This window comes from Aequorivita marisscotiae (genome assembly GCF_029814825.1).
GTDB lineage: Bacteria > Bacteroidota > Bacteroidia > Flavobacteriales > Flavobacteriaceae > Aequorivita > Aequorivita marisscotiae.
In genome coordinates this window covers 775,437-798,329 of record NZ_CP122379.1, presented here as the reverse complement: position 1 = coordinate 798,329, position 22,893 = coordinate 775,437, and the positions used below count along the sequence as shown (strand labels likewise).

21 protein-coding genes are annotated in these 22,893 nt (G+C 37.6%); 12 read left to right on the top strand and 9 right to left on the bottom strand.

Annotation, left to right across the window (positions count from 1 at the left end; all coding sequences use genetic code 11):
* Nucleotides 1-193 precede the first annotated feature (193 nt).
* From QCQ61_RS03760 to QCQ61_RS03740, 5 genes are all read left to right on the top strand, one after another.
* Nucleotides 194-3,034, top strand: coding sequence for a WD40/YVTN/BNR-like repeat-containing protein (locus tag QCQ61_RS03760; protein WP_279449384.1), 2,841 nt, complete (start codon nt 194-196; stop codon nt 3,032-3,034).
* Between the two features lie 106 nt (nt 3,035-3,140).
* Nucleotides 3,141-3,797 carry a succinate dehydrogenase cytochrome b subunit gene (locus tag QCQ61_RS03755; protein WP_279449383.1) on the top strand — a complete coding sequence of 219 codons (657 nt, stop codon included), beginning with the start codon at nt 3,141-3,143 and terminating at the stop codon, nt 3,795-3,797.
* A 20-nt stretch (nt 3,798-3,817) separates the two neighbouring features.
* Nucleotides 3,818-5,821 (top strand): fumarate reductase/succinate dehydrogenase flavoprotein subunit, encoded by a 2,004-nt coding sequence (locus tag QCQ61_RS03750; protein ID WP_279449382.1) that lies wholly within the window; start codon nt 3,818-3,820, stop codon nt 5,819-5,821.
* A gap of 26 nt (nt 5,822-5,847) precedes the next feature.
* Nucleotides 5,848-6,594 carry a succinate dehydrogenase/fumarate reductase iron-sulfur subunit gene (locus tag QCQ61_RS03745; protein ID WP_279449381.1) on the top strand — a complete coding sequence of 249 codons (747 nt, stop codon included), beginning with the start codon at nt 5,848-5,850 and terminating at the stop codon, nt 6,592-6,594.
* 142 nt (nt 6,595-6,736) lie between these two features.
* On the top strand, nt 6,737-9,202 hold the full coding sequence (locus tag QCQ61_RS03740) for a T9SS type A sorting domain-containing protein (protein ID WP_279449380.1): 2,466 nt from the start codon (nt 6,737-6,739) through the stop codon (nt 9,200-9,202).
* Nucleotides 9,203-9,215: 13 nt separating this feature from the next.
* On the opposite strand, the gene QCQ61_RS03735 is transcribed toward QCQ61_RS03740, so the two are convergent.
* Nucleotides 9,216-11,456 carry a tetratricopeptide repeat-containing hybrid sensor histidine kinase/response regulator gene (locus QCQ61_RS03735; RefSeq protein ID WP_279449379.1) on the bottom strand — a complete coding sequence of 747 codons (2,241 nt, stop codon included), beginning with the start codon at nt 11,454-11,456 and terminating at the stop codon, nt 9,216-9,218.
* A 196-nt stretch (nt 11,457-11,652) separates the two neighbouring features.
* Here QCQ61_RS03735 and QCQ61_RS03730 point away from each other — a divergent pair, with 196 nt between their 5' ends.
* A complete protein-coding gene (locus QCQ61_RS03730) occupies nt 11,653-12,633 on the top strand; it encodes a DUF1028 domain-containing protein (RefSeq protein ID WP_279449378.1) in 981 nt (326 codons plus the stop codon).
* Between the two features lie 66 nt (nt 12,634-12,699).
* Nucleotides 12,700-13,359 (top strand): transglutaminase domain-containing protein, encoded by a 660-nt coding sequence (locus tag QCQ61_RS03725; RefSeq protein ID WP_279449377.1) that lies wholly within the window; start codon nt 12,700-12,702, stop codon nt 13,357-13,359.
* Between the two features lie 52 nt (nt 13,360-13,411).
* Here the strand turns inward: QCQ61_RS03725 and rpmA are convergent, their stop codons facing one another.
* The 7 genes from rpmA to mutY all read right to left on the bottom strand — a co-directional run bounded on the left by rpmA (nt 13,412) and on the right by mutY (nt 18,741).
* Entirely contained in the window at nt 13,412-13,675 is a 264-nt protein-coding gene (gene rpmA, locus QCQ61_RS03720; protein WP_279449376.1) for a 50S ribosomal protein L27, read from the bottom strand.
* A 35-nt stretch (nt 13,676-13,710) separates the two neighbouring features.
* On the bottom strand, nt 13,711-14,424 hold the full coding sequence (gene rplU, locus QCQ61_RS03715) for a 50S ribosomal protein L21 (protein WP_279449375.1): 714 nt from the start codon (nt 14,422-14,424) through the stop codon (nt 13,711-13,713).
* A gap of 230 nt (nt 14,425-14,654) precedes the next feature.
* Entirely contained in the window at nt 14,655-15,113 is a 459-nt protein-coding gene (locus QCQ61_RS03710) for a DUF4199 domain-containing protein (RefSeq protein WP_279449374.1), read from the bottom strand.
* 89 nt (nt 15,114-15,202) lie between these two features.
* Nucleotides 15,203-15,766 (bottom strand): gliding motility lipoprotein GldD, encoded by a 564-nt coding sequence (gene gldD, locus QCQ61_RS03705; protein WP_279449373.1) that lies wholly within the window; start codon nt 15,764-15,766, stop codon nt 15,203-15,205.
* Nucleotides 15,756-17,087 (bottom strand): gliding motility-associated protein GldE, encoded by a 1,332-nt coding sequence (locus QCQ61_RS03700; protein WP_279449372.1) that lies wholly within the window; start codon nt 17,085-17,087, stop codon nt 15,756-15,758. The genes gldD and QCQ61_RS03700 overlap by 11 nt, the downstream gene beginning before the upstream one ends.
* A 21-nt stretch (nt 17,088-17,108) precedes the next feature.
* Entirely contained in the window at nt 17,109-17,564 is a 456-nt protein-coding gene (locus QCQ61_RS03695) for a single-stranded DNA-binding protein (RefSeq protein ID WP_279449371.1), read from the bottom strand.
* Nucleotides 17,565-17,676: 112 nt separating this feature from the next.
* The gene (mutY, locus tag QCQ61_RS03690; protein WP_279449370.1) at nt 17,677-18,741 is read right to left on the bottom strand and encodes an A/G-specific adenine glycosylase; all 1,065 of its coding nucleotides are present in this window, start codon (nt 18,739-18,741) and stop codon (nt 17,677-17,679) included.
* Nucleotides 18,742-18,868: 127 nt separating this feature from the next.
* Between mutY and QCQ61_RS03685 the strand changes: the two genes are divergently transcribed.
* The 5 genes from QCQ61_RS03685 to QCQ61_RS03665 all read left to right on the top strand — a co-directional run bounded on the left by QCQ61_RS03685 (nt 18,869) and on the right by QCQ61_RS03665 (nt 22,292).
* Entirely contained in the window at nt 18,869-19,159 is a 291-nt protein-coding gene (locus QCQ61_RS03685; RefSeq protein ID WP_014782104.1) for an HU family DNA-binding protein, read from the top strand.
* Between the two features lie 356 nt (nt 19,160-19,515).
* Entirely contained in the window at nt 19,516-21,060 is a 1,545-nt protein-coding gene (locus QCQ61_RS03680; RefSeq protein WP_279449369.1) for an Rne/Rng family ribonuclease, read from the top strand.
* A 60-nt stretch (nt 21,061-21,120) separates the two neighbouring features.
* The gene (locus QCQ61_RS03675) at nt 21,121-21,597 is read left to right on the top strand and encodes a regulatory protein RecX (RefSeq protein WP_279449368.1); all 477 of its coding nucleotides are present in this window, start codon (nt 21,121-21,123) and stop codon (nt 21,595-21,597) included.
* Between the two features lie 93 nt (nt 21,598-21,690).
* Nucleotides 21,691-22,104 (top strand): hypothetical protein, encoded by a 414-nt coding sequence (locus QCQ61_RS03670; protein ID WP_279449367.1) that lies wholly within the window; start codon nt 21,691-21,693, stop codon nt 22,102-22,104.
* Nucleotides 22,101-22,292: a helix-turn-helix transcriptional regulator gene (locus QCQ61_RS03665; RefSeq protein ID WP_279449366.1), complete on the top strand. Its 192-nt coding sequence runs from the start codon at nt 22,101-22,103 to the stop codon at nt 22,290-22,292. The genes QCQ61_RS03670 and QCQ61_RS03665 overlap by 4 nt, the downstream gene beginning before the upstream one ends.
* A 43-nt stretch (nt 22,293-22,335) precedes the next feature.
* Here the strand turns inward: QCQ61_RS03665 and QCQ61_RS03660 are convergent, their stop codons facing one another.
* Nucleotides 22,336-22,854: a DUF6646 family protein gene (locus QCQ61_RS03660; RefSeq protein ID WP_279449365.1), complete on the bottom strand. Its 519-nt coding sequence runs from the start codon at nt 22,852-22,854 to the stop codon at nt 22,336-22,338.
* Between the last annotated feature and the right edge of the window lie 39 nt (nt 22,855-22,893).

Sequence of the window (22,893 nt, the reverse complement as noted above, 5' to 3'; positions counted from 1 at the left end):
AATAAGGTTTTTGTGAAATATTACTATTAATTATTTCGCTTAAAATCTTTTGTACTACTGAAATAGAAAAAATTTTTATCCGGTCGCTGCGCATTTTAATAGGTAATCTTTTATTTTAATTTAGCAAGGCTTCAATTACAGTTGCATACCCCATCTCAAATAAGTACTTTCATAATTCTTAAAACCAATTTTGATGAAAAATTTTATTCTTTCGGTACTTTGCTTTACTACTGTATTAGTTTATTCGCAACAAGGCGCTATTTCTGAAACTACCGTTACATCTAGTATTCAAAGAAAATCGGAACTGGCTCAAACTTCTTCGGTTAAAAATTTACCGTTTAAAAACATTGGCCCGAGCATTATGAGCGGACGGGTGGTAGATTTTGCGGTAAATCCTAATAACCCTATTGAATTTTATGTGGGTTATGCCAGCGGTGGAGTTTGGTACACAAATAATAATGGCACGTCCTTCACTCCAATTATGGATAATAGTCCTACTCAAAATGTGGGTTGCGTGGCAGTAAATTGGCAAGATGGAACTATTTGGGTGGGTACAGGTGAGGTAAATGCGTCGCGTTCTTCCTACGCCGGAATTGGTTTGCTGAAAAGCGAAGACAAAGGTAAAACGTGGCAAATTATGGGGCTAACGGATAGCCACCATATAAGTAGTATTCTTATAAATCCGTCCAATCCAGATGAAGTGGTTGTGGGAGCCGTGGGGCATTTGTATTCAACTAATGAGCAGCGCGGGGTTTTTAAAAGTACCGATGGCGGTAAAACGTGGAATAAAACTCTTTTTATAAATAACGAAACTGGTATAATTGAAATTTCTGTAAATCCTAAAAATTTCAACACAATGTACGCCACAGCGTGGGACAAAGATCGGAAAGCGTGGAATTTTGAAGGTAGCGGTCCGGGTAGTGGTGTTTATAAAAGTACGGATGCTGGAAGTACGTGGACTAAAATTTCAACAGAAAATAGCGGATTGCCAATAGGAAAAGGAATGGGCCGCATGGGTACCGCCGTGGTTGATGACAACACAGTTTATTTAATAGTGGATAATCAATTTCACAGAGCGGAAGAAGAGAAAAAAGAAGATTCGGAAATGCTCACTAAAGACGATTTTAAAACAATGGATGTTGCAACTTTCTTGGCGCTGGATGACAAAAAGCTAAACCAATTTTTAAAAATGAATGGTTTTCAGGAAAAATATCGTTCCGAAAATGTAAAACAAATGATTCGGGTAGGTACCGTAAAACCTGAAGATGTTGCCAAATATTTAGAAAATGCCAATAGCGCACTTTTTAATACACCCGTAATTGGTGCTGAGGTTTACAAAAGTACAGATGGTGGAAAAACGTGGCATAAAACTCACGACAGATTTCTGGACGATCTGTACTATTCGTACGGATATTACTTTGGAAAAATTCATGTAGATCCCAGCAATGCCAACAAAATATATATTTATGGGGTGCCAATTTTAAAATCTTCCGACGGTGGAAAAACCTTTACCAGTATTGATGCTGATAATGTGCACGTTGACCATCACGCACTTTGGATAAACCCCAAAATGCCCGGCCACTTGATAAATGGTAACGATGGCGGCGTTAATATTACGTACGACGATGGTAAAACGTGGATAAAAAATAATTCACCAGCAGTGGGTCAATTTTATGCGGTAAATGTAGATCACGAAAAAAACTACAATGTTTACGGAGGCTTACAGGACAATGGCGTTTGGGTGGGCCCAAGCGATTACGAAGCAAATGCTGGCTGGCTTCAAAATGGAAAGTATCCTTACCATTTTCTATTTGGAGGAGATGGTATGCAGGTAGAAATTGACAACAGAAATAGCAATATTGTATATACGGGATTTCAATTTGGCAACTACTACAGATTAAATAGAAACGGTGGCGAACCTGTTTACATACAACCCAAGCACGAGCTAGGCGACAGTCCGTATCGTTTTAATTGGCAAACGCCTATTTTGTTGAGCTCGCACAATCAGGATATTCTTTATTTGGGCGGCAATAAGTTAATGCGAAGTATGAACCAAGGAGAAGATTGGACCGCAATTTCTGAAGATTTAACCAATGGTGGAAAACCAGGGAATGTGGCTTTTGGAACGCTTACGACTATTAGTGAGTCTCCTTTTCAGTTTGGACTTTTATATACTGGTAGCGATGACGGTTTGTTGCACCTTAGCAAAGACGCAGGGGGTCAATGGGCTAAAATTTCGAATAACCTTCCCGCCGGATACTGGATAAGCCGTGTGATTGCCTCTTCGCATAAAAAAGAACGGGTTTATGTTACTTTAAACGGGTATCGGCAGGATGATTTTACCCCCTTGGTTTTTGTAAGTGAAAATTACGGCGTCACGTGGAAAGATATTCGCAGTAATCTACCTGAGTCTCCCGTGAATGTTATAAAGGAAGATCCAGAAAATGAAGATTTATTGTATTTGGGAACAGATAACGGCGCATACGTTTCTTTTAATCGCGGCGAAAATTGGGAAGTATTTTCAAAAGAATTGCCCAACGTTGCGGTGCACGATTTGGTAATTCAGCCCGAGGCTAAAGATTTGGTTTTAGGCACACACGGCCGTTCTATTTATGTAGCCGATATTAATTTGCTTCAAAAGTTGAATAAAAGCACGATGAACGAAGTAGTATTATCCGAAATAGATTCAATAAATTTTAGTCCGCGTTGGGGAAGCAAATGGAGCACTTGGGGTGAAATTTATGAGCCAAAAATGAAAATTCAATTTTACAGCCCCCAAAGTGGAAAAGCGGTTATTTCAATTAAATCACAGGAAGGAAAGGTGCTGCATCAGTTTACAATCGAAGCTACAGAAGGAATTAATGTGGTGGAATATAATTTTTCAATATCTGAAAAAGGAATAAAAGTTTTTAAAAAATCTGACATTAAAATTAAGGAAGCAGACAATGGTATCTTCTATCTTCCCAAAGGAGCGTATAAATTGAATATTTTATTGAACGGCAAGGAGGCAACTACCGATTTAAAAATAATATAATTTTGTATTTAAATCGATTCTAAATAGATTTTAAAAAATTAAGAATGTTTGGCGACATGCCTTTTGAAGTGTATTTTTGTATCACTATTCTTGAAATAAAACCATAATGGCAATATTATCTTCTTCAATTGCACGAAAAGTTGCTATGGCGCTTTCCGGCTTGTTTCTTGTTTTGTTTTTGGCACAACATTTTACCATCAACATTACTTCGGTCATAGATCCTGAAACTTTTAATAATCTGTCTCATTTTATGGGGCATAATTTTGTTGTGCAATTTATTGCGCAGCCTATTTTGATTTTTGGAGTGGTTTTTCACTTTATAATGGGGCTGGTTCTTGAAATAAGAAATCGCAACGCACGACAAATAAATTACGTTTCGTTTAAAGGAAACAAAAATTCAACGTGGGCTTCGCGAAATATGATTATTAGTGGTGCCGTTATTTTGGCGTTTTTGGGACTTCATTTTTACGATTTCTGGTTTCCGGAAATAGTTCATAAATACGTTGAAAGCAATCCGCTGGATGCAACGCGGTATTACCCAGAATTACTGCATAAATTTGAAAGCCCGGTACGCACCGGTTTGTATTGCTTGGCTTTTGTTTTGCTTGCTTTGCACTTATGGCACGGGTTTTCATCGTCTTTTCAGAGCATGGGCTGGAACAACAAATATTCAAAAGGCTTAAGAGGCTTTACCCAGTTTTACGCAATATTTATTCCTTTAGGATTTATTTTCATTGCGCTTTATCTTCACTTTAATCAATAAACACCACGAAACGCAACGCTATGTCAAAATTAGATTCAAAAATCCCAAAAGGACCCTTAGCAGATAAGTGGACAAAACATAAAAACGATATAAACCTCGTTAACCCGGCCAACAAGCGCAGTATAGATGTTATTGTGGTTGGTACTGGGCTTGCCGGCGGTAGTGCTGCGGCAACTCTGGCCGAATTGGGTTACAATGTAAAAACATTCTGCTACCAAGATTCGCCGCGTCGTGCACACTCTATTGCTGCACAAGGAGGTATTAACGCTGCCAAAAACTACCAAGGTGATGGCGATTCAAACTACAGATTGTTTTATGATACTGTAAAAGGTGGCGACTACCGTTCGCGCGAAGCAAATGTGTACCGATTGGCTGAGGTGTCGGCAAATATTATAGATCAATGCGTAGCGCAAGGGGTTCCCTTCGCACGTGAATACGGTGGGTACTTAGACAATCGCTCCTTTGGTGGCGTGTTGGTATCGCGTACCTTTTATGCCAAAGGACAAACCGGACAACAATTATTATTAGGAGCGTATTCTGCAATGAACCGTCAAATTAACCGCGGAAAAATTACTCCATACAACCGTCACGAAATGCTAGATTTAGTAATTGTTGATGGAAAAGCCAGAGGAATTATTGCGCGTGATTTAATTTCAGGTGAAATAGAAAGACATTCCGCACACGCCGTGGTTATTGCTTCGGGCGGTTACGGAAATGTTTTCTTTTTATCTACAAATGCTATGGGAAGTAACGTTACTGCTTCGTGGAAAATCCATAAAAGAGGTGCGTATTTTGCAAATCCATGCTACACACAGATACATCCTACGTGCATTCCTGTTTCAGGAGACCATCAAAGTAAACTAACTTTAATGTCTGAATCTTTGCGAAACGATGGTAGAATATGGGTTCCAAAGAAGAAGGAAGATGCCGAAGCTATTAGAAACGGATCGAAAAAACCGAACGATCTTTCAGCAGAGGAAAGAGATTATTATTTGGAGAGAAGATATCCTTCTTTCGGAAACTTAGTGCCGCGCGACGTTGCTTCGCGTGCTGCCAAAGAACGATGCGATGCCGGTTATGGCGTAAATAAGACTGGGCAGGCCGTATTTTTGGATTTTGCCTCAGCAATTGAGCGTTATGGAAAGGAGCAGGCCGGAATTCACGGAAATCATAGCCCAAGTAAAGAAGAAGTTACAAAATTGGGAAAAAAGGTAATTGAAGATAAATACGGGAACCTATTCCAAATGTATCAGAAAATTGTAGATGAAAATCCGTACGAAACCCCAATGATGATTTATCCAGCCGTGCATTATACAATGGGTGGAATTTGGGTAGATTACGATTTACAATCTACAATTCCGGGTTGTTATGTAACTGGAGAAGCCAACTTTAGTGATCACGGCGCAAACCGATTGGGCGCTTCGGCCTTAATGCAAGGCTTGGCAGATGGTTATTTTGTATTGCCTTATACCATTGGCGATTATCTTTCACAAGATATTAAAACCGGACCTATATCTACTGAATCAAAGGAATTTGTGGAAGCGGAGCATAAAGTGCGCGAGCTTTTAGAGAAACTAATAAATAATAAGGGAACACACTCGGTAGATCATTTCCATAAAAAACTGGGCCATATTATGTGGAACAAATGCGGAATGGCCCGTAATGCAAAAGATTTAGAGTCGGCAATGACCGAAATTAGAGCCTTACGCGAAGAATTTTGGAGAGATGTTAGGGTTCCCGGTACTATGACCGAAATGAACGCCGAACTTGAAAAAGCCACTCGAGTGGCCGATTTTTTAGAGTTGGGTGAATTATTCGCAAAGGACGCGCTTCACCGTAACGAAAGTTGTGGGGGTCACTTCCGTGAAGAATATCAAACCGAAGAAGGAGAAGCCCTCCGCGACGACGAAAACTTTATGTACGTTGCCGCTTGGGAATACACGGGAGATCCCGGGAATGAAGTGCTTCACAAAGAAAATTTGGAGTACGAAAATATTGAAGTTAAATCGAGAAGTTATAAATAACAGAATAACAATTAACTTTTAACAACATGAAGTTAACACTTAAAATCTGGAGACAGAAAAATAATAAGGCCAAAGGAGAACTAAAAACATATCCTATTGACGGAATAGAAGGCGATATGTCTTTTTTAGAGATGCTCGACGTTCTTAATGAAGGTTTAATAAACAAAGGCGAAGAGCCCGTAGTTTTTGATCACGACTGTCGTGAGGGAATCTGCGGAAGCTGCTCCCTACAAATAAACGGCGAACCGCACGGACCAGATAGGTTGGTAACAACTTGCCAGTTGCATATGCGCATGTTTAATGACGGCGATACCATTGTTATTGAGCCATTCCGTGCAAAAGCATTTCCGGTGATAAAAGATTTAGTGGTAGATAGAAGTTCTTTTGATAGAATCCAGCAGGCAGGTGGCTTTATTTCGGTAAATACATCTGGAAATACTATTGATGCCAACGCTATCCCGGTAAATAAACACGATGCAGACGAATCATTCAATGCGGCAACCTGCATTGGTTGCGGTGCTTGTGTGGCAGCTTGTAAAAATGCCAGCGCTATGCTGTTTACCTCGGCAAAAGTGAGCCAGTTTGCATTGCTGCCGCAAGGAAGAATTGAAGCAACAGAGCGTGTTTTAAACATGGTTTCTCAAATGGATAAAGAAGGTTTTGGAAATTGTACCAATACCGGTGCGTGCGAAATTGAATGTCCAAAGGGTATTTCTTTGGAAAACATTGCCCGTATGAATCGTGAATATTTAAGTGCGAGTTTAGAAGGCTAATTCTTCAACTTTTATATAGTAAAGGCCCTGCACTCGCAGGGTTTTTTTATTTAGAGGATAAAGGTTTCGGTTTTTAAATGGTAATTTGTTTACCGATAATTTTCAAATAAATGATTAACTTATCCTTTAAAATCAGAAAACTATGTTCGCAAAACTACCCTTCGTAATTTTACTTTTGATTTGTGGGAGCATAAGTGCTCAAATTCAATTTCAGGACCACGTAATCATTGATGATACATTTTTACCCAATGGGCCATTTTCAGTACATTCAGCCGATATTGATGGCGACGGCGATATGGATTTACTTTCAGCATCCCGCGATGACGATAAAATAGCTTGGTACAAAAACGACGGCTTAGGCAACTTTCAGACCCAACAAGCTATTTCTACAAATGCTAATTTGGCAATTTCAGTTTATGCCGCAGATATCGATGGCGATGGCGATATGGATGTACTATCTGCATCTTATGAAGACAAGAAAATAGCTTGGTATGAAAACACTAATGGCCAAGGTGCTTTTGGCCCCGAGAAGATAATTTCAACAAACGCAAATGGAGCTAGAATGGTTTATACTGCCGATATCGATGGCGATGGTGATGTGGATGTACTTTCTGCATCTAGTAATGATAATAAAATTGCTTGGTATAAAAATTTAGATGGCTTAGGAAATTTCAGCTCAGAACAAATAATCACCTCAAATGCTAATGGAGCATTATCAGTCCACACTGCTGATATTGATGGCGACGGCGATCAGGATGTGCTGTCCGCATCATATTTGGATGATAAAATAGCTTGGTATGAAAATACAGACGGAATGGGCGCCTTTGGCGGCCAACAAATAATAAACACCGATTTTTTGGCTCCAATTTCTATTTACGCTGCAGATTTTGATTTGGATGGCGATATGGATATAGTATGTGTTTCTGCTGATGATGTTGATTTTATTGGGGTTTTCAATAAAACAATTTGGTTTGAGAATACAGATGGACAAGGTGTTTTTGCATCCCACGAAATAGACGATTCTTTAGATAATATTCCATTACATCAAGTATCTGCAAGTGATATTGATGGCGATGGTGACATGGATGTGCTCTCTACAGGAATCGATCAAATAAGATGGTATGAAAATATTGATGGGTTGGGCAGTTTTGGTCCTCAACGGATGATTAATTCAAATATTCAAACTGCAGTTTGGGCTCACGCTACAGATATTGATGACGATGGTGATAAAGATGTTGTTTTTGCCTCGCTTTATGATGACCTTGTTGCGTGGCACGAAAATCTAGATGGTTTGGGCAGTTTTGGACAGTTTAATAACATTGTTGTTCAAGCCGTTTTTCCACTTTCCGTATATCCTGCTGACCTTGATGGTGATGGCGATTTGGATGCAATTTCAGCATCGAGTATTGATAATAAAATTGCGTGGTACGAAAACCTCGATGGGCTGGGAACTTTCGGTATTCAGAACATAATTGTTGTTAACTTAAATGGCGCGGGATTTGTTAGGGCGGCAGATGTTGATGGTGATGGCGATATGGATGTGCTCTCTACTTCAAGAGATGACTATAATATAGCTTGGCACGAGAACCTCGATGGGCAAGGAAGCTTCGGGCCGCCACAAATAGTATCCAGCGGTATGGCCATTGGTTTAAGTCTCGGTGCAATAGACATAGACCGCGATGGAGATCTGGATATTGTTTCCTCTACTGGAGGAGATAGCCAAATTGTTTGGCATGAAAACCTGGACGGCCAAGGAAATTTTGGTCCCCAACAATTAATAACGCTAAATGCAGATCATCCCTCTTCCATTTATGCTGTTGATGTAGATGGCGATGGCGATAATGACGTGCTGGCTGCTGCCTTGGAAGGTGATATGATTACCTGGTATGAAAACACCGACGGCTTGGGCACTTTTGGCCCGCAACAGATAATTTCTACCGAGACCGATTATGCAACCTCGGTATATGCCTCAGACCTTGACGGTGATGGCGATATGGATGTGCTTTCAGCATCTAGCGCTGACGATAAAGTGGCGTGGTATGAAAATTTGGATGGACTGGGAAATTTTGGACCACAAATTATTATTTCGGCGAGTGCAAATTTCAATAGAAGTGTTTTTTCTGAAGATGTTGATGGCGATGGCGATATGGACGTACTCTCCTTATCCAGTAACCCAAATTTGGTAACTTGGTTTGAAAATATAGACGGCCAAGGCACTTTTGGCCCTCAACAAATAGTAACATCAAATGTAATATATCCAACATCTGTATTTGCTGCAGATATGGATGGCGATGGCGATATAGATGTACTATCTACTTCAAACGGTGATGATAAAATTGCTTGGTACGAAAACTTAGGCCCCTTGTCCGTAGCTGAAAATAATCTAGATGAATTTATTATTTATCCTAATCCAACATCGGGTATTTTAACGGTTAAATCGCCAACGGAAATTGTTAAGTTAGAAATATACAATCAATTAGGGCAGCTTGTTTCAAAAGAATCGCATCAAAATACAATCAATATATCGAAAACGAGGGTGGGTTTATACTTTTTGAAAATATACGATATAAACGGTGATTGCTATGTAAAAAAAATAGTCAAGAAATAAGACAGTACTATTTTTACGTAGAAAATTTTTCATTCTGATTAGTTAGTTCTACTTCGTTAATGAGATTGTTATGGATAATTTTCAAAAATTCTTCTGTGTCGTAGGGTTTAGCAATTATGGCATTCATTCCTGAGGCCGCAATTTTGGTTCTCATTTCTTCAACTTCAATGGCTGTTAAGGCCACTATTGGAATAGTTTTATTGAATTTTCTAATTTCTTTAGTGGTTTCCATTCCATCTTTACCGGGCATATTAATATCCATCAATACTAAATCGAACATATTGGTTTTTAATTTTTCAATGGCAATATTACCACTATCGGCAATGGTGCAATGCATTCCGTATTTTTCAACTATTTTCTGTGTTACTATCTGGTTAATTCTATTATCATCCACCACAAGTATTTTTTTGCCGCGCAAAACGTTGTAATCGTGCGCTGTTTCGCTTTCCAACGATTGCTTATGGATACCGAACGTCAATGCAAAGCTAAACGTAGCACCCTTACCTGGTTCGCTTTCTAAACTAATAGTGGCATTTGAGGCTTCCAGCAATTTTTTAACAATAGTTAGCCCAAGTCCAGTGCCTTGTATTTTAGAATTTTCTGAATCTACTTGTTGAAATTCCTCAAAAATTGCCTTTTGTTTTTCTTTCGGAATTCCGACGCCAGTATCTTCAACGCTAAATTTTATAGTTACTTTATTGTTGGAAATGGACTCCATTTGTGCCAAAATGTAAATATTTCCTTTCGAGGTGAATTTCACGGCATTGCCTACCAAATTCATAAGAATTTGCGATAGTCTAACGCGATCTCCAACCAAGTTCTGGGGTATATTTTCTGATATTGATACGTGGATTTTGTTTTTGTTCTGCATTAGAGCATACTGAAACGACGAAACAATAGACTGGATTAATTCATTTAAATTAAATGATGTTTTAACCTCTTTCAAGGTGTTAGATTCGAGCTTACTTATTTGTAAAACATCGTTAATAAGTGCCAAAAGATAATCTGCAGAAAATTTTAGATGCTTTAAATCTGTCTGGTGACTTTTAAGCGATTTGTCTTCTAGCAGAGCTGTGGCTAGCCCTATAACACCGTAAAGCGGGGTGCGCAATTCGTGGCTTACGGTGCTAAAGAACTTACTTTTGGCCATTGCCAATTCTTCTGCTTCCTGCTTTGCTTTTAATAATTGTTGGTTTTTTTCTTTTAAAGATTGCGTGAGCTTTTTTCTACCCATATGTGATCTAAACAGAATAATTAAAAAAAGCCCCATAATAATTGCTGTTCCAATAAAAAAGAAAAGCAGAAGATTGCTTACCATGGCTCTTTCCGAAATTAATTTTTTCTCTAATTCGGCTTTTTGGGCTTGCTCTTTATACTCTTTTACACTAAACTGTGCGGCTGCATTTTGAATGGCCATTAGCTTTTCTTTTTCAAACCGAATTTGTGTAATACTGTCAAATTTTTTCCGCATTAAATAAGCCTCTTTAAAGCGGTTTAGGCTATAAAGAGTATTGCTGTATTCTAAATACACTTCAATTAACGTATCGTCTAAAAAAACGCCATTTTTTGTAGATGCAATAGCTTCATTAAAATTTTCAATGGCTCTAATCGGATTGTTTAAAGCGCGCTGCAATTTCCCTTCAAGTAACTTCATGTCGGTTTGCATACGCTTGTAATCCACGGCTGTAATGCCTTTTTTTGCCAACTTAAAATAGTTCTGTGCTTTTTTGTTTTGACCTTGATTAAGATAAATTTTCGATAGATTATAATACACTATTGAAACAGCTAGTGTGTCTTTTCTACGGAGGGAAAGTGGCAAGGATTTTACAAAAAATGGTAGGGCAGAATCGTATTTTTTTTCAGTAAGATACAGTGTTCCAATAAAATTATATGCGCGTGCCATCTTAAGGTTATCGGTAGTTTTTTTGGTAAATTTTAAGTAGTCCTCTCCATAGAGATGGGCATTTTTAAAATCTTCTAAATGCATAAAGGCGGCTGCCATCATATATCGGGAATAATAGGCGTTTTCAATATCTCCAATATCTTCAGCGAACTTAATATTATGAATGGAAGAGAGTATTACAGAATCATATTTTCCTCTAAACAATAAGGTATGCGTATGTTGCTGCAGTGCTATTAATGAATCTTTCAGTACAGCAATATCATTCGCGGTTTTTTGGGAAACAGTGTCCGGATTAATTTGTGCAAATCCTAACCAGGAAATTAGTAACACTATGGAGGTAAGATACTTCAAGATAAAAAGATGTGTTGTGAGTGAGGTTTCTAAATATACTAAAATATAACGAAATTGAGAGCGGATAGTATTTTTTTAGAGCTAAGTAAGAATTTAATTATAAATTATTGAAATAGCAATTTCAACAGATGCTATATAACATGTTGTTGTTTTTTGAAATAAAAATTTATCTTTAAATACTCAAAAAAACACATCGATGAAATCATTTCTTTTATACTTCGGACTTTTTTCAATTTTTACCACTATGGCCCAATCTACAAAGCCTAACGATCCTTTGGCACATACCTATTCTATTGTTGCACGCGATGCGAATACAGGAGAAATGGCGGTGGCCGTTCAAAGTCATTGGTTTAGCGTTGGCACAGGTGTTTCCTGGGGCGAAGCCGGAGTTGGTGTAGTTGCAACACAATCATTTACCAATAGATCTTTCGGTATTCGGGGATTGGATTTGTTAAAACAAGGAAAATCTCCGCAACAGGCAATGGACATTTTGTTGAGCGACGATGAGGGCCGCGATTTTCGACAAGTTGCAATTCTAGATTCCAAAGGAAGAGTTGCAACACATACGGGAAAAAATTGTATTGTTTATGCCAGCCATGCAAATGGTGAAAACTTTTCAATACAGGCAAATATGATGCTTAATGATAAGGTTGTTCCTGCCATGGAAAAAGCCTGGAAAACATACAATAAATTGCCGCTAGCAGAAAGGATGGTACAGGTTTTACTCGCTGCCCAAAATTCAGGGGGCGATATTCGTGGAAAGCAATCTGCGGCGCTACTAATTGTTGCTCCAGAAGCTACGGATGAGCCATGGAACGACGTACTACTAGATTTGCGAGTAGATGACAACGAAAATCCTGTAAAGGAATTAGATAGGCTTTTGAACGTATTTCGAGCGTATGAACACATGAATCAGGGCGATGTATATGTTGAAAAAAATGAAATGAAAAAAGCAATGGCCCAATATAATGCTGCCATGAAAATGTTTCCTGAAAATCTTGAAATGCAATTTTGGACTGCCATAACCTTGGCAAATGATAAACAATTTGAACGAGCTGCCGAAATGCTTGGTAAAATTTATGAAAAGGATAAAAACTGGAGAGAATTAACCCGGCGTTTACCAAAAGTGGGGCTGTTGAATGTTTCGGAAAATGAATTGTTAGAATTGGTTAAATAAGTTTTAACACCTTTATATTCAATATAATTATAATAAATCCGTTTTCTCATAAATTGATTGATATTTATGCAAAAAGGCTTTATTCTATTGTTTTATATTTTTTTCGGAATTAGTACTTCGGCACAGATAGGCCCTGTTATTGGAAGAAATAGCAACAATGAAGAACGTGTTGCAAAGGGTGAAATTTCTTCACAATTTTCAACTTTAAAGTTGGCGCATGTCATAACCAAAAATGCTACTACAGATAGGCAAAAAGTAATTTCAATTTATACTTGGATTGCCGCCAATATTGCTTACGACCATGAATTGCGACTGAGCAAAATGCTTCAAAACACAATATATACTTCAGAAAATAATGTAATAAAAAAGGTTTTGGAAAGAAACAAAGCGCTTTGTGGTGGGTACGCTTTTCTGTTTAAAAATCTTTGTATCGATGTGGGGGTTTCTGCTGAAGTAATTCATGGATTTACACGAGATTATTCCCGAAAGAGTAGAAAGAGCAAGACGCCAAATCATACCTGGAATGCCGTAAAACTCGATGGCCAGTGGCAATTGCTAGACATTACTTGGGCTATAAGTTATGGCAATAAAAATGGAACAGACGATTTTTGGTTTTTAACGGAACCTTCAGATTTTATATGCACGCACTACCCAGAGATTTCAAAATGGACACTTTTAAAGCACCAAGTTTCATTTTCAGACTTTCAGGCTCACTTGGTAAAATAAAAAAACCTTCACAGCGTGGTGAAGGTTTTTTTATTTTTAAACAAAATTGTTATTATGCTTCTGCGTTTGGAACGATAGAAACGTAACTTCTGTTATCTTTCTTTTTGGTGAATTTCACTACCCCGTCTACTTGCGCGTGAAGGGTGTGGTCTTTACCACCATATACATTTTCACCTGGGTGATGTGTATATCCTCTTTGTCTTACAATGATATTTCCGGCAATAGCGGCCTGGCCTCCAAAAATCTTAACGCCTAAACGTTTCGATTCGGATTCGCGACCGTTTTTGGAACTACCAACTCCTTTTTTGTGAGCCATTTTGTTTCGGTTTTAAATATTATACGTTAGCGAGATTATTTTTCAACCCCACCGTCTAAATTGTCTTGCAATTCTTTTAATTCATCCCACTTGCCATCTGCAGCTAATTTAGCTTGTTTTGGCCAAGTATCGGTAACTAAATGAGCAAGGTTTGAACTTGCTTCAGAAAGAATAGTTGCGATAGCCTCTGGTTTTGCCTTTGCAACTTTCGCAAAAGTATCCAATCCGGCAGCAACCATAGCTTCTGCAGCTTTAGGTCCAACACCTTCAATCTTTTTAAGATCATCTGCTTTTGCAGCTTTTGGAGCGGCTTTTTTTGCAGGTGCCTTTTTAGCTTCTGCTTTTGGAGCAGCTGCTTTAGTTTCTTTCCCGCCTGACGGACGGGCAGGTTTTGGAGCAGCTTTTTTGGCTGTTTCCTTTTTAGCTGGTGTAGCTCCTGAAGCTACAATGCTTTCAATTACAATTTCAGAAAGGGCCTGACGGTGTCCGTTTTTAACACGGTATCCTTTTCGGCGTTTCTTTTTGAATACTATAACTTTGTCACCTTTAAGGTGCTTTACGACTTTTGCTCCTATTTGAGCGCCGTTTATAGCCGGGGCGCCAATGGTAATATTGTCTCCGTCACCAATAAGAAGTACATTGTCAAAAGACACTTTTTTTCCTTCTTCTACTGGCAAACGATTAACAAAAACCTTTTGGTCTTTCGCAACTTTTACTTGCTGCCCTGCTATCTCTACAATTGCGTACATAGCGAATCGTTTATAAAATTAGTTAAACTTATATTTCCCTAACGTTTACGGAGGCGGTAACTTCCGAAGCAAATACGGTTTGCGTAGGGGGCTGCAAATATAATTTTTAAATTGGAAACAGCAAAGTGTTTTTCTTTAATCTTTTCAGAACTAAGTGTGCAAAGTGTTTTGTTTTAGATTTTTGTATCTGCCTGCAAGTAAATAAAAGCTGGAAGGCCATTTCCCTGCATTTATTTGATGGTGTGCCTATTTCCGTCTTGTGTGTTCCAAGATTTTTTGAGAAGTTGCATAAAGGTGAGTGTTAAAACAATACTTGTGGCAAAGCCCATAATTAAAATAGAAAGTATTAACATAAGTGTTCCCATGCTGTATTCCAAATTCCATCGGTCCATAATTCCAGCGGAAAATTCGGTATCTATTTGGTACATATAGATTGCCATAAATAGCGTAAAAAGAATTGAAGCTATTCCGCCTGAAAATAAACCTACCTCAAAGCCCTTTTCGTATTTAAAGTTGTTTTCTCCTGTTGCGTAATTTTTCATTGCCATATAAATACCAAAGCCAAAAATTAAACCATTAACCGAACTTAATTCAGGGTATTGGTGAAGACCTATTAATTTTAAGAGAAGGAAATATGCAATTAAGGCTATTGCAATCCAAACGCCATAACGAGAATATACTTTAAACATAGTGGTGGTTTTTACACCCAAAAGTTACGAAAAGTTGCCGAACCATTTGTAAATGGTTTGTTAACTTTTTATTTACAAGCTATATTAGGCTACTGCCACGTAATGGTTTCCATTAGTTTACGAATGTCTTCGCGTAAATAAACTACGGCAGGATAGATGGAATCAAAATTTGGTTTTGCATCAAAATATAAGGCTCCGTTTAAAAAATGATTTGTACTGTCCGTAACATAAAATTCTGCTTGGGTGGCTGCATTTCCATTAATCATATAGAACATGCCGTATACGTTTTTGTCTGGATTTACATAGGGCTGCTCGGGGATGCTATTTGCCTTTATAGTATGGTCATATGCTAATTTTTGCGCATCTTGCAAGAGTGAATCTAAATTGTTTTTTCGTACATCTTGGTAGGTTAAATACAAGGTGGCCTTCATTTCTGGATACGTAATATTTATGCCGCAGTTGTTTTTCTGGACGAGCGTTGTAATGTGATTCACCGAAAAAGAATAGGGACAGTCTGTGGAAACGGTACGGTACTGGGGTTGTGGATATTCTAAACGCAACATAGCCGCAGGTTTTACCAACGTATTATCTTGACAGGATGCAAGGGTAAAAAAGCTTATAAATAAAGTAATATAGAAGTTATTAATTTTCAATGGTAAGTTTTATTTGTTTGATGCGCTTGCCCTCAAACGCCTCAATGGTAAACGCATAATTGTTGAAAGATATTACTTCGTTTTTCTTGGGAAAGCCTTTTGAAATTTCTAATAGAAACCCGGCAAGCGTTTCGGCTTCACCTTTTTCGTCTTCAAAAATTTCTGGATTTTCAAGTTTTATTACTTTATAGAAATCTTTTAGTGGTGTTTTTCCTTCAAAAACATAGGTATGATCGTCCAATTTTGAAAAAATTAAATCTTCATCGTCAAATTCATCGCTAATTTCACCAACAATTTCTTCAATAATATCTTCTAAGGAAATCAAGCCGCTCGTACCGCCGTATTCATCAACAACAATGGCGAGGTGCATTTTCATTTCTTTAAACTCATTCAGTAAATCGTCCAGCTTTTTATTTTCGGGAACAAAATAGGCTTCGCGCTTTAGGGTTTTCCAGTCTAGTATTTTTCTATCTGTAAACGGAATTAAATCCTTTACATATAAAATTCCGGTAATATTGTCTATGCTGTCTTTGTAAACAGGAATCCGGGAATAACCTCGTTGAATAATTTCTGGCAGAATTTCTTTAAAAGGTTGCTCTTCGTTAAGTGCAAAAATGTCCATTCGGTTTTTCATTACCTGTTTGGTGTCGGTGTTTCCGAAGGTAACAATACCTTGAAGGATTTTTTGTTCCTCAAAAGTGGTATCCTGATTAGAAAGCTCTAGCGCTTGCGATAGATGATCTACACTTATATTAGATTTTTGTTTGCCGTACCGATCGTGAAGATACAATGTGGCAGAACGCATTGGCGAGCTAATTGGCGATAACAATGTATCTAATACATTTAGCGGCTGCGCCATAAAAACTGCAAATGAAATCCGGTTGCGATTGGCATATATTTTTGGAAGGATTTCGCCAAAAAGCAAGATTAAAAAAGTAACTACAACTACTTTTAAAAGGAATACTACGCTTAGTTCAAAATAATGCAGATTGAGGGAATAGTCCCATCTGGCAAACCAAATAGTGCTCAACGACTCAAAAAGCAATACAATGGCTATGTTAATAAAATTATTTGCTACCAAAATAGTGGCTAATAACTTTTTGGGCTTTGCTAGTAAGCGCTGTACGATGCCTAATTTTTTGGCGATTGATTTTTCGTCATTAGTTTCAAAATCAGATGATGTTAGCGAAAAGAAAGCCACTTCGGCACCAGAAATCAAGGCTGAGCACGCCAAAAGTACAAACAGTAAAACAGTACTTAATATTTGGGAAAAATCCAAAACGGTAAGAAAATATAGTAAACCAGGGGGGTCAGTATCCAAGTTGATTATTTTAGTTAAACATTAAAAAGGAAGATCGTCCTCTTCATCAGAAACTTGATTGTTTGTTTGCGGTTGTGCTGCAGACTGTGTTTTCTGAGTAGTTTGCGCGGTATTGCCAGTTCCAGAGTTTGCGCTGTCACTCTTGGGAGATAAAAAAGTAAAATCTGTACAGTGAATTTCGGTACTGTATCTGTCCATGCCTTTATCGTCCTGCCATTTGCGAGTTTTTAGGCGACCTTCAATATAGACCATATCGCCTTTTTTTAAATATTTTTCGCAAATTTCTGCTGCTTTGTTTCGCACTACAACATTGTGCCATTCTGTGTTTGTTACGCGCTCGTTTGTTGTTTTATTGGTATAGGTTTCGTTGGTAGCAAGCGGAAAACGGCCCAAGCTATTGCCGCCTTCAAAATAATGCATTTTTACATCATCTCCGGTATGCCCAATCAACATTACTTTGTTTAATGTTCCACTCATAACTATTGTTTTTTTAATTTGTGCAAAGGTAGATTTTGCGTTTTAAATATACGGAATTTTTAAAATTTTATATAAAATGATTTCCTGCCGCATTATGTAAGGTAACCGAACATCAGTAATTCTCAAAAAACTCCGAGACAAAATCTGCAATTAAAACGGGAACTGCGTAATCTTTTACGTTGGAAATTGGAATTGTATTTTCATTTTCCTCCAACGTTTCAACGATCCAAAACCGTGTGCTTAAATGTTGATGCGAAAGTTTGTGAACGATTGGCGTTTCATTAAATAGTGAAATAGTATCGATTTGTAGATTTTTGCAAAATGTTTGAAATTGCGTATGTTTTGTAAGGGAACGAAGATTTACTTCTTCCGAAGTTTCAATTAAAGGAAATTGGTATAACTGCTGCCAAATTCCTTTTCCCGTGCGCTGTTGTAGCATGGTGTGTTCATTTTTGGAAAGCACAACTAAATAATTGAAGAATCTTTTTTTAATGGGTTTGGCCTTTATTTTAACGGGAAGATGATCTACATTTTTCTGCTGGAAAGCCTTACAACTATCGTTAAAAATACAATTATTGCAATCTGGGTTTTGCGGCACACAGTACCGCGCGCCAAATTCCATAATGGCTTGGTTAAAGGTGCCGGGCTCATCTATATCTATAAGTTGCTGTGCGAGTTGTTTAAATTCTTTTTGTCCGGCAGTGGTATTAATAGGAGTGTTGATTTCAAAAAAGCGAGAGAGAACACGATAAACATTACCATCTACAACCGCTTCGGGTTGGTTAAACGCAATACTAGCAATGGCACTGGCTGTGTAATCGCCCACGCCTTTTAACTTTAAAAGGTCTTTGTAATTGTCGGGAAAAACCCCGTTCATTTCTTGGCACACCATTTTTGCGGTGGCATGTAGGTTTCGGGCACGCGAATAATAACCCAAACCTTGCCAAAGTTTAAGCACTTCGTCTTCGCGGGCATTGGCTAAATTTTCAACTTGCGGATAGGCTTCAATAAATTTCAAAAAGTAGGGCAATCCTTGCGCTACTCGGGTTTGTTGTAGAATAATTTCTGACAGCCAAATATGGTACGGATTCTTTGTTTTGCGCCAAGGCAGTTCACGCTTGTTTTGTATATACCACGCAATGAGCTTTTTGGAAAAATTAGGGGCTATTTTATGCATTGGGTAAAATTAATCTATATCCCATTAAATTTTAAAGGATTAAGGTTTGAATTATTGATTTTAAAATATGTATATTTGCGGTCTGAAAAAAAATCTAGAAAAGAATAATTAATTAAAATTTACAAGAATGACGAAAGCAGATATCGTAGCGAAAATTTCAGAAAAGCTCGGAATGGAAAAGAATGAAGTTCAAGCTACTGTTGAAACCTTTATGGAAGAAGTAAAAAATTCATTAGAAGGAGGAGACAATGTGTATTTAAGAGGTTTTGGAAGCTTTATTATTAAAACAAGAGCCGAAAAAACAGGAAGAAATATTTCAAAGAACACAACTATTAAAATTCCGGCTCACAATATTCCAGCTTTTAAACCTGCAAAAGTATTTGTTGAAGGTGTAAAAACTAACGTGGACGTAAAATAAAACTAACCCGTTCCACTTTTGTGGGGCATTAAAAAAGACTTTAGTATGCCAAGTGGTAAAAAAAGAAAAAGACATAAGGTAGCGACTCACAAGCGCAAGAAAAGACGTCGCGCTAACCGCCACAAAAAGAAAAAGTAGTTTCTAAACTACTTTTTCTGTTTTAAAAGTGTTTTGGACAGAATCCCTTTTGGGTATTCTTTTCAATAAAAACAAACAAAAGATCGTTCTTTGAAAATGACATTGCAGCAACTGGCTTTTAGATTGGTGCAGTATCGCCGGATTTTTATATAAAATCTGTGAAAAATATTGTTTAATTAGTTCCGAATTTTTCTTCGGAACAACAAAATTAATGTAAAGTGAACTACGAATTATTTATTAGGTCCGGTTCACAAGAAGTTGATTTTGCCCTTTTAAAAGATGGAAAACTTATAGAGCTCCACAAGGAGGAAGAGGATAACAATTTTACCGTAGGCGACATATTTCTTGCCAAAATACGTAAAACTGTTCCTGGGCTTAACGCCGCCTTCGTGAATGTAGGCTACGAGAAAGATGGTTTTTTACACTATCATGATCTCGGGCCTAAAATACTTTCGCAATTAAAATTTGTGAAAGCCGTAAGCTCTGGAAAATTAAAAGATTATTCCTTAAAAGAATTTCCGTTCGAAAAAGAGATTGATAAGCATGGCAACTTAAACGATGCCTTAAAAAGCAATCAATCTATTTTGGTTCAAATTGTAAAAGAACCCATATCCACCAAAGGACCCCGTATAAGTTCAGAGCTTTCTATAGCCGGACGATACATAGTTTTGGTTCCCTTTTCAGACCGTGTTTCTGTTTCTCAAAAAATAGAAACCAACGAAGAAAAAGACAGGTTAAAACGCTTAATTACAAGCATAAAACCCAAAGGATTTGGCGTTATTATTCGTACCGTAGCCGAGGGCAAAAAAGTAGCAGAACTGGACAAAGATTTACAGAATCTTATGGAACGCTGGACAGCGATGTGTAAGAAGCTACAAGGGGCGCACCACCCTTCAAAAGTGCTAAGTGAGTTAAATAGGGGAGCATCTATCATTCGTGATATGTTCAACGATTCATTCTCTGCAATACATATAGACGATGAAACCCTATACTTGCAAATAAAAGATTATGTGCAGGAAATTGCACCCAAAAAAGACAATATCGTAAAGTTTTATGATAGCAATGTACCGATGTTTGAAAAATTTGGCATCGATCGGCAAATTAAAACTTCCTTCGGAAAAACGGTCTCAGGTAGCAAAGGAGCCTATTTGGTTATAGAACATACCGAAGCAATGCACGTAATAGACGTGAATAGCGGTAATCGTAGCAATAAGCAAAAAACACAAGAAGGCACTGCGCTGGAAGTGAATTTAATTGCAGCTACCGAAGTGGCAAGACAACTAAGGTTACGCGATATGGGAGGCATTATTGTGGTAGATTTTATTGATTTGGCAAATGCCAATCACCGAAAACAGCTCTACAACCATCTTCGCGATGAAATGAAAGACGATAGAGCAAAGCACAAAATACTACCACCAAGTAAGTTTGGGTTAATACAAATAACCCGCCAACGCGTTAGGCCAGAAATGAATATTAAAACCCGTGAAGAAAATCCCAGTAATGTGATAGACGGAGAAATTGAAGCGCCTATAATTGTTGTTAACAGAATAAATGAAGAGGTAAAGCGCCTATTCAAAAAAGACTATAAAAAGATAACGCTAAATACGCACCCTTTTATAGCGGCCTTTTTAACCAAAGGTTTTCCAAGTGTGCGCACCAAATGGTTTTTGGAGCACAAAAAATGGATAAAAATTCAACCAAGAGATGCATATACATATCTTGAATATCACTTTCACGATAAAGATGGTGAATTGATAAAATAACCAAAACCCCTTTTGAAGACTTACTTCGAAAGGGGTTTTTTTGTTAGTTTTACTTCCAGTTTGAACACTCACAAAACATACACCGTTGAAGAAGCTACCAGGCGAATGGAGCGCTACTGTGCCTATCAGGAACGTTGCCATAAAGAAGTGCGCCAAAAACTGTATGAAATGCAGATGATCCCGGTGACAGTGGATAATATTATAGATCACTTACTTAAACATAATTTTTTAAATGAAACCCGCTTTGCGCAAGCCTATGCCAGAGGAAAGTTTAGAACGAAAAAATGGGGAAGAAATAGAATTGTGAATGAATTGAAATTCCGTGAAATTTCAAAATTCAATATTAAAATTGCTCTAAAGGAAATACCCGATGCTGAATACTACAAAACCTTTGAAATCTTGGCAGACAAACGATTGCTACAATTAGCTGGCGAAAAAAATCTTCAAAAAAAGCGAAAAAAACTGGCCGATTACCTTTTTTATCGTGGGTGGGAACCTGAGTTGGTGTACCACAAAGTGAATGAAATTTTAAAATAATTAGAATTTATTGTAAATAAAACTTGACATTTCAAGGCATTTATTTATATTTGTGTCAAATAAACTTTACAAATAATCAAATAAACTTTACTTATGGACGCAAAACAGAATACATGGAAAGTAACCAATAGGAACAATATTAAACAATTAGCCTATTGGACCGGAGGGTGGGTAATAGCCATGGCAGTGGCCTCCTTTGGACAAAAATTTTTCTGGGAAGGCAATACTGTATTAACTCTCATATTTATTTTTATAGCTACTGTTGTTGGTATAGGAATGATTATTATGAATCGAAAATACATTAACAATTTGGACGAAATGCAGCGCAAAATACATGTTGAGGCAATGGCAATTTCATTAGGTATAGGCGTGGTTGGTGGATTGAGCTATTCATTATTAGATCAAGCAAAAATTATTAGTATTAACGCGGAAATTGCAGATGTAGTTATACTCATTGGGATTACATATTTAGTAGCAACTTTTGTAGGCTTAAATAGATACAAATGAAGAATAAAATCAAAATACTACGTGCCCAGCACAATATGACCCAAGCCCAATTGTCAGTTGAAGTTCAGGTTTCTCGGCAAACTATAAACGCTATTGAAACAGGAAAATTTGATCCCAGTTTACCACTTGCCTTTAAGATTTCAAGATTATTTAAATTGCCAATTGAAAGTATATTTTTTGAAGAATAAGGTATAATTAAGCGAATTTTAAACTCATACCAATAGCGCCTATTTAATAGATATTGAACGAAGCCCCAAAGCTAACTGAAACTTGATTATGCAACTTTTCGGCCTGAGTTAACATATTTGTGTTGTATTTTGAAATAGGAATATTTATCTCGGTAAAAACTCCAAAACCATTGGTAAAGAAGTATCGCAAACCCAAATGCCCGCCAAAGTTTTTCAAACTTGCGTAAAGACCGGGATAAACATCTAAATATTCATCAACGTTTATAACATTTCCAAGGTTTGCGTTAAAACGTGCACGGAAGTCAAACCTATCCTTAAAATCTGCGAAGGGCTCTTCTTCGCCACTTTTATTTCTAATTTTATCGATGCCCAACAAATATGTTGAAGCCAGTCCGAGTGAAATATTTTCACCCACGCCAAAATCTACACTCCCCATAATTCCAGTGCCATTATCTTGAAAATTAGCACCAATCTGGAATTTTACGTCGCCCTTTCCGGTATAGGCCTGTGCAAAAGTTACCTGTACCCAAAGTAGTATAAAAACGATTGCGGCGATTTTCATTTAAAAAAAATTAAAGGAAAGGTACTGAATTCTTAAGGA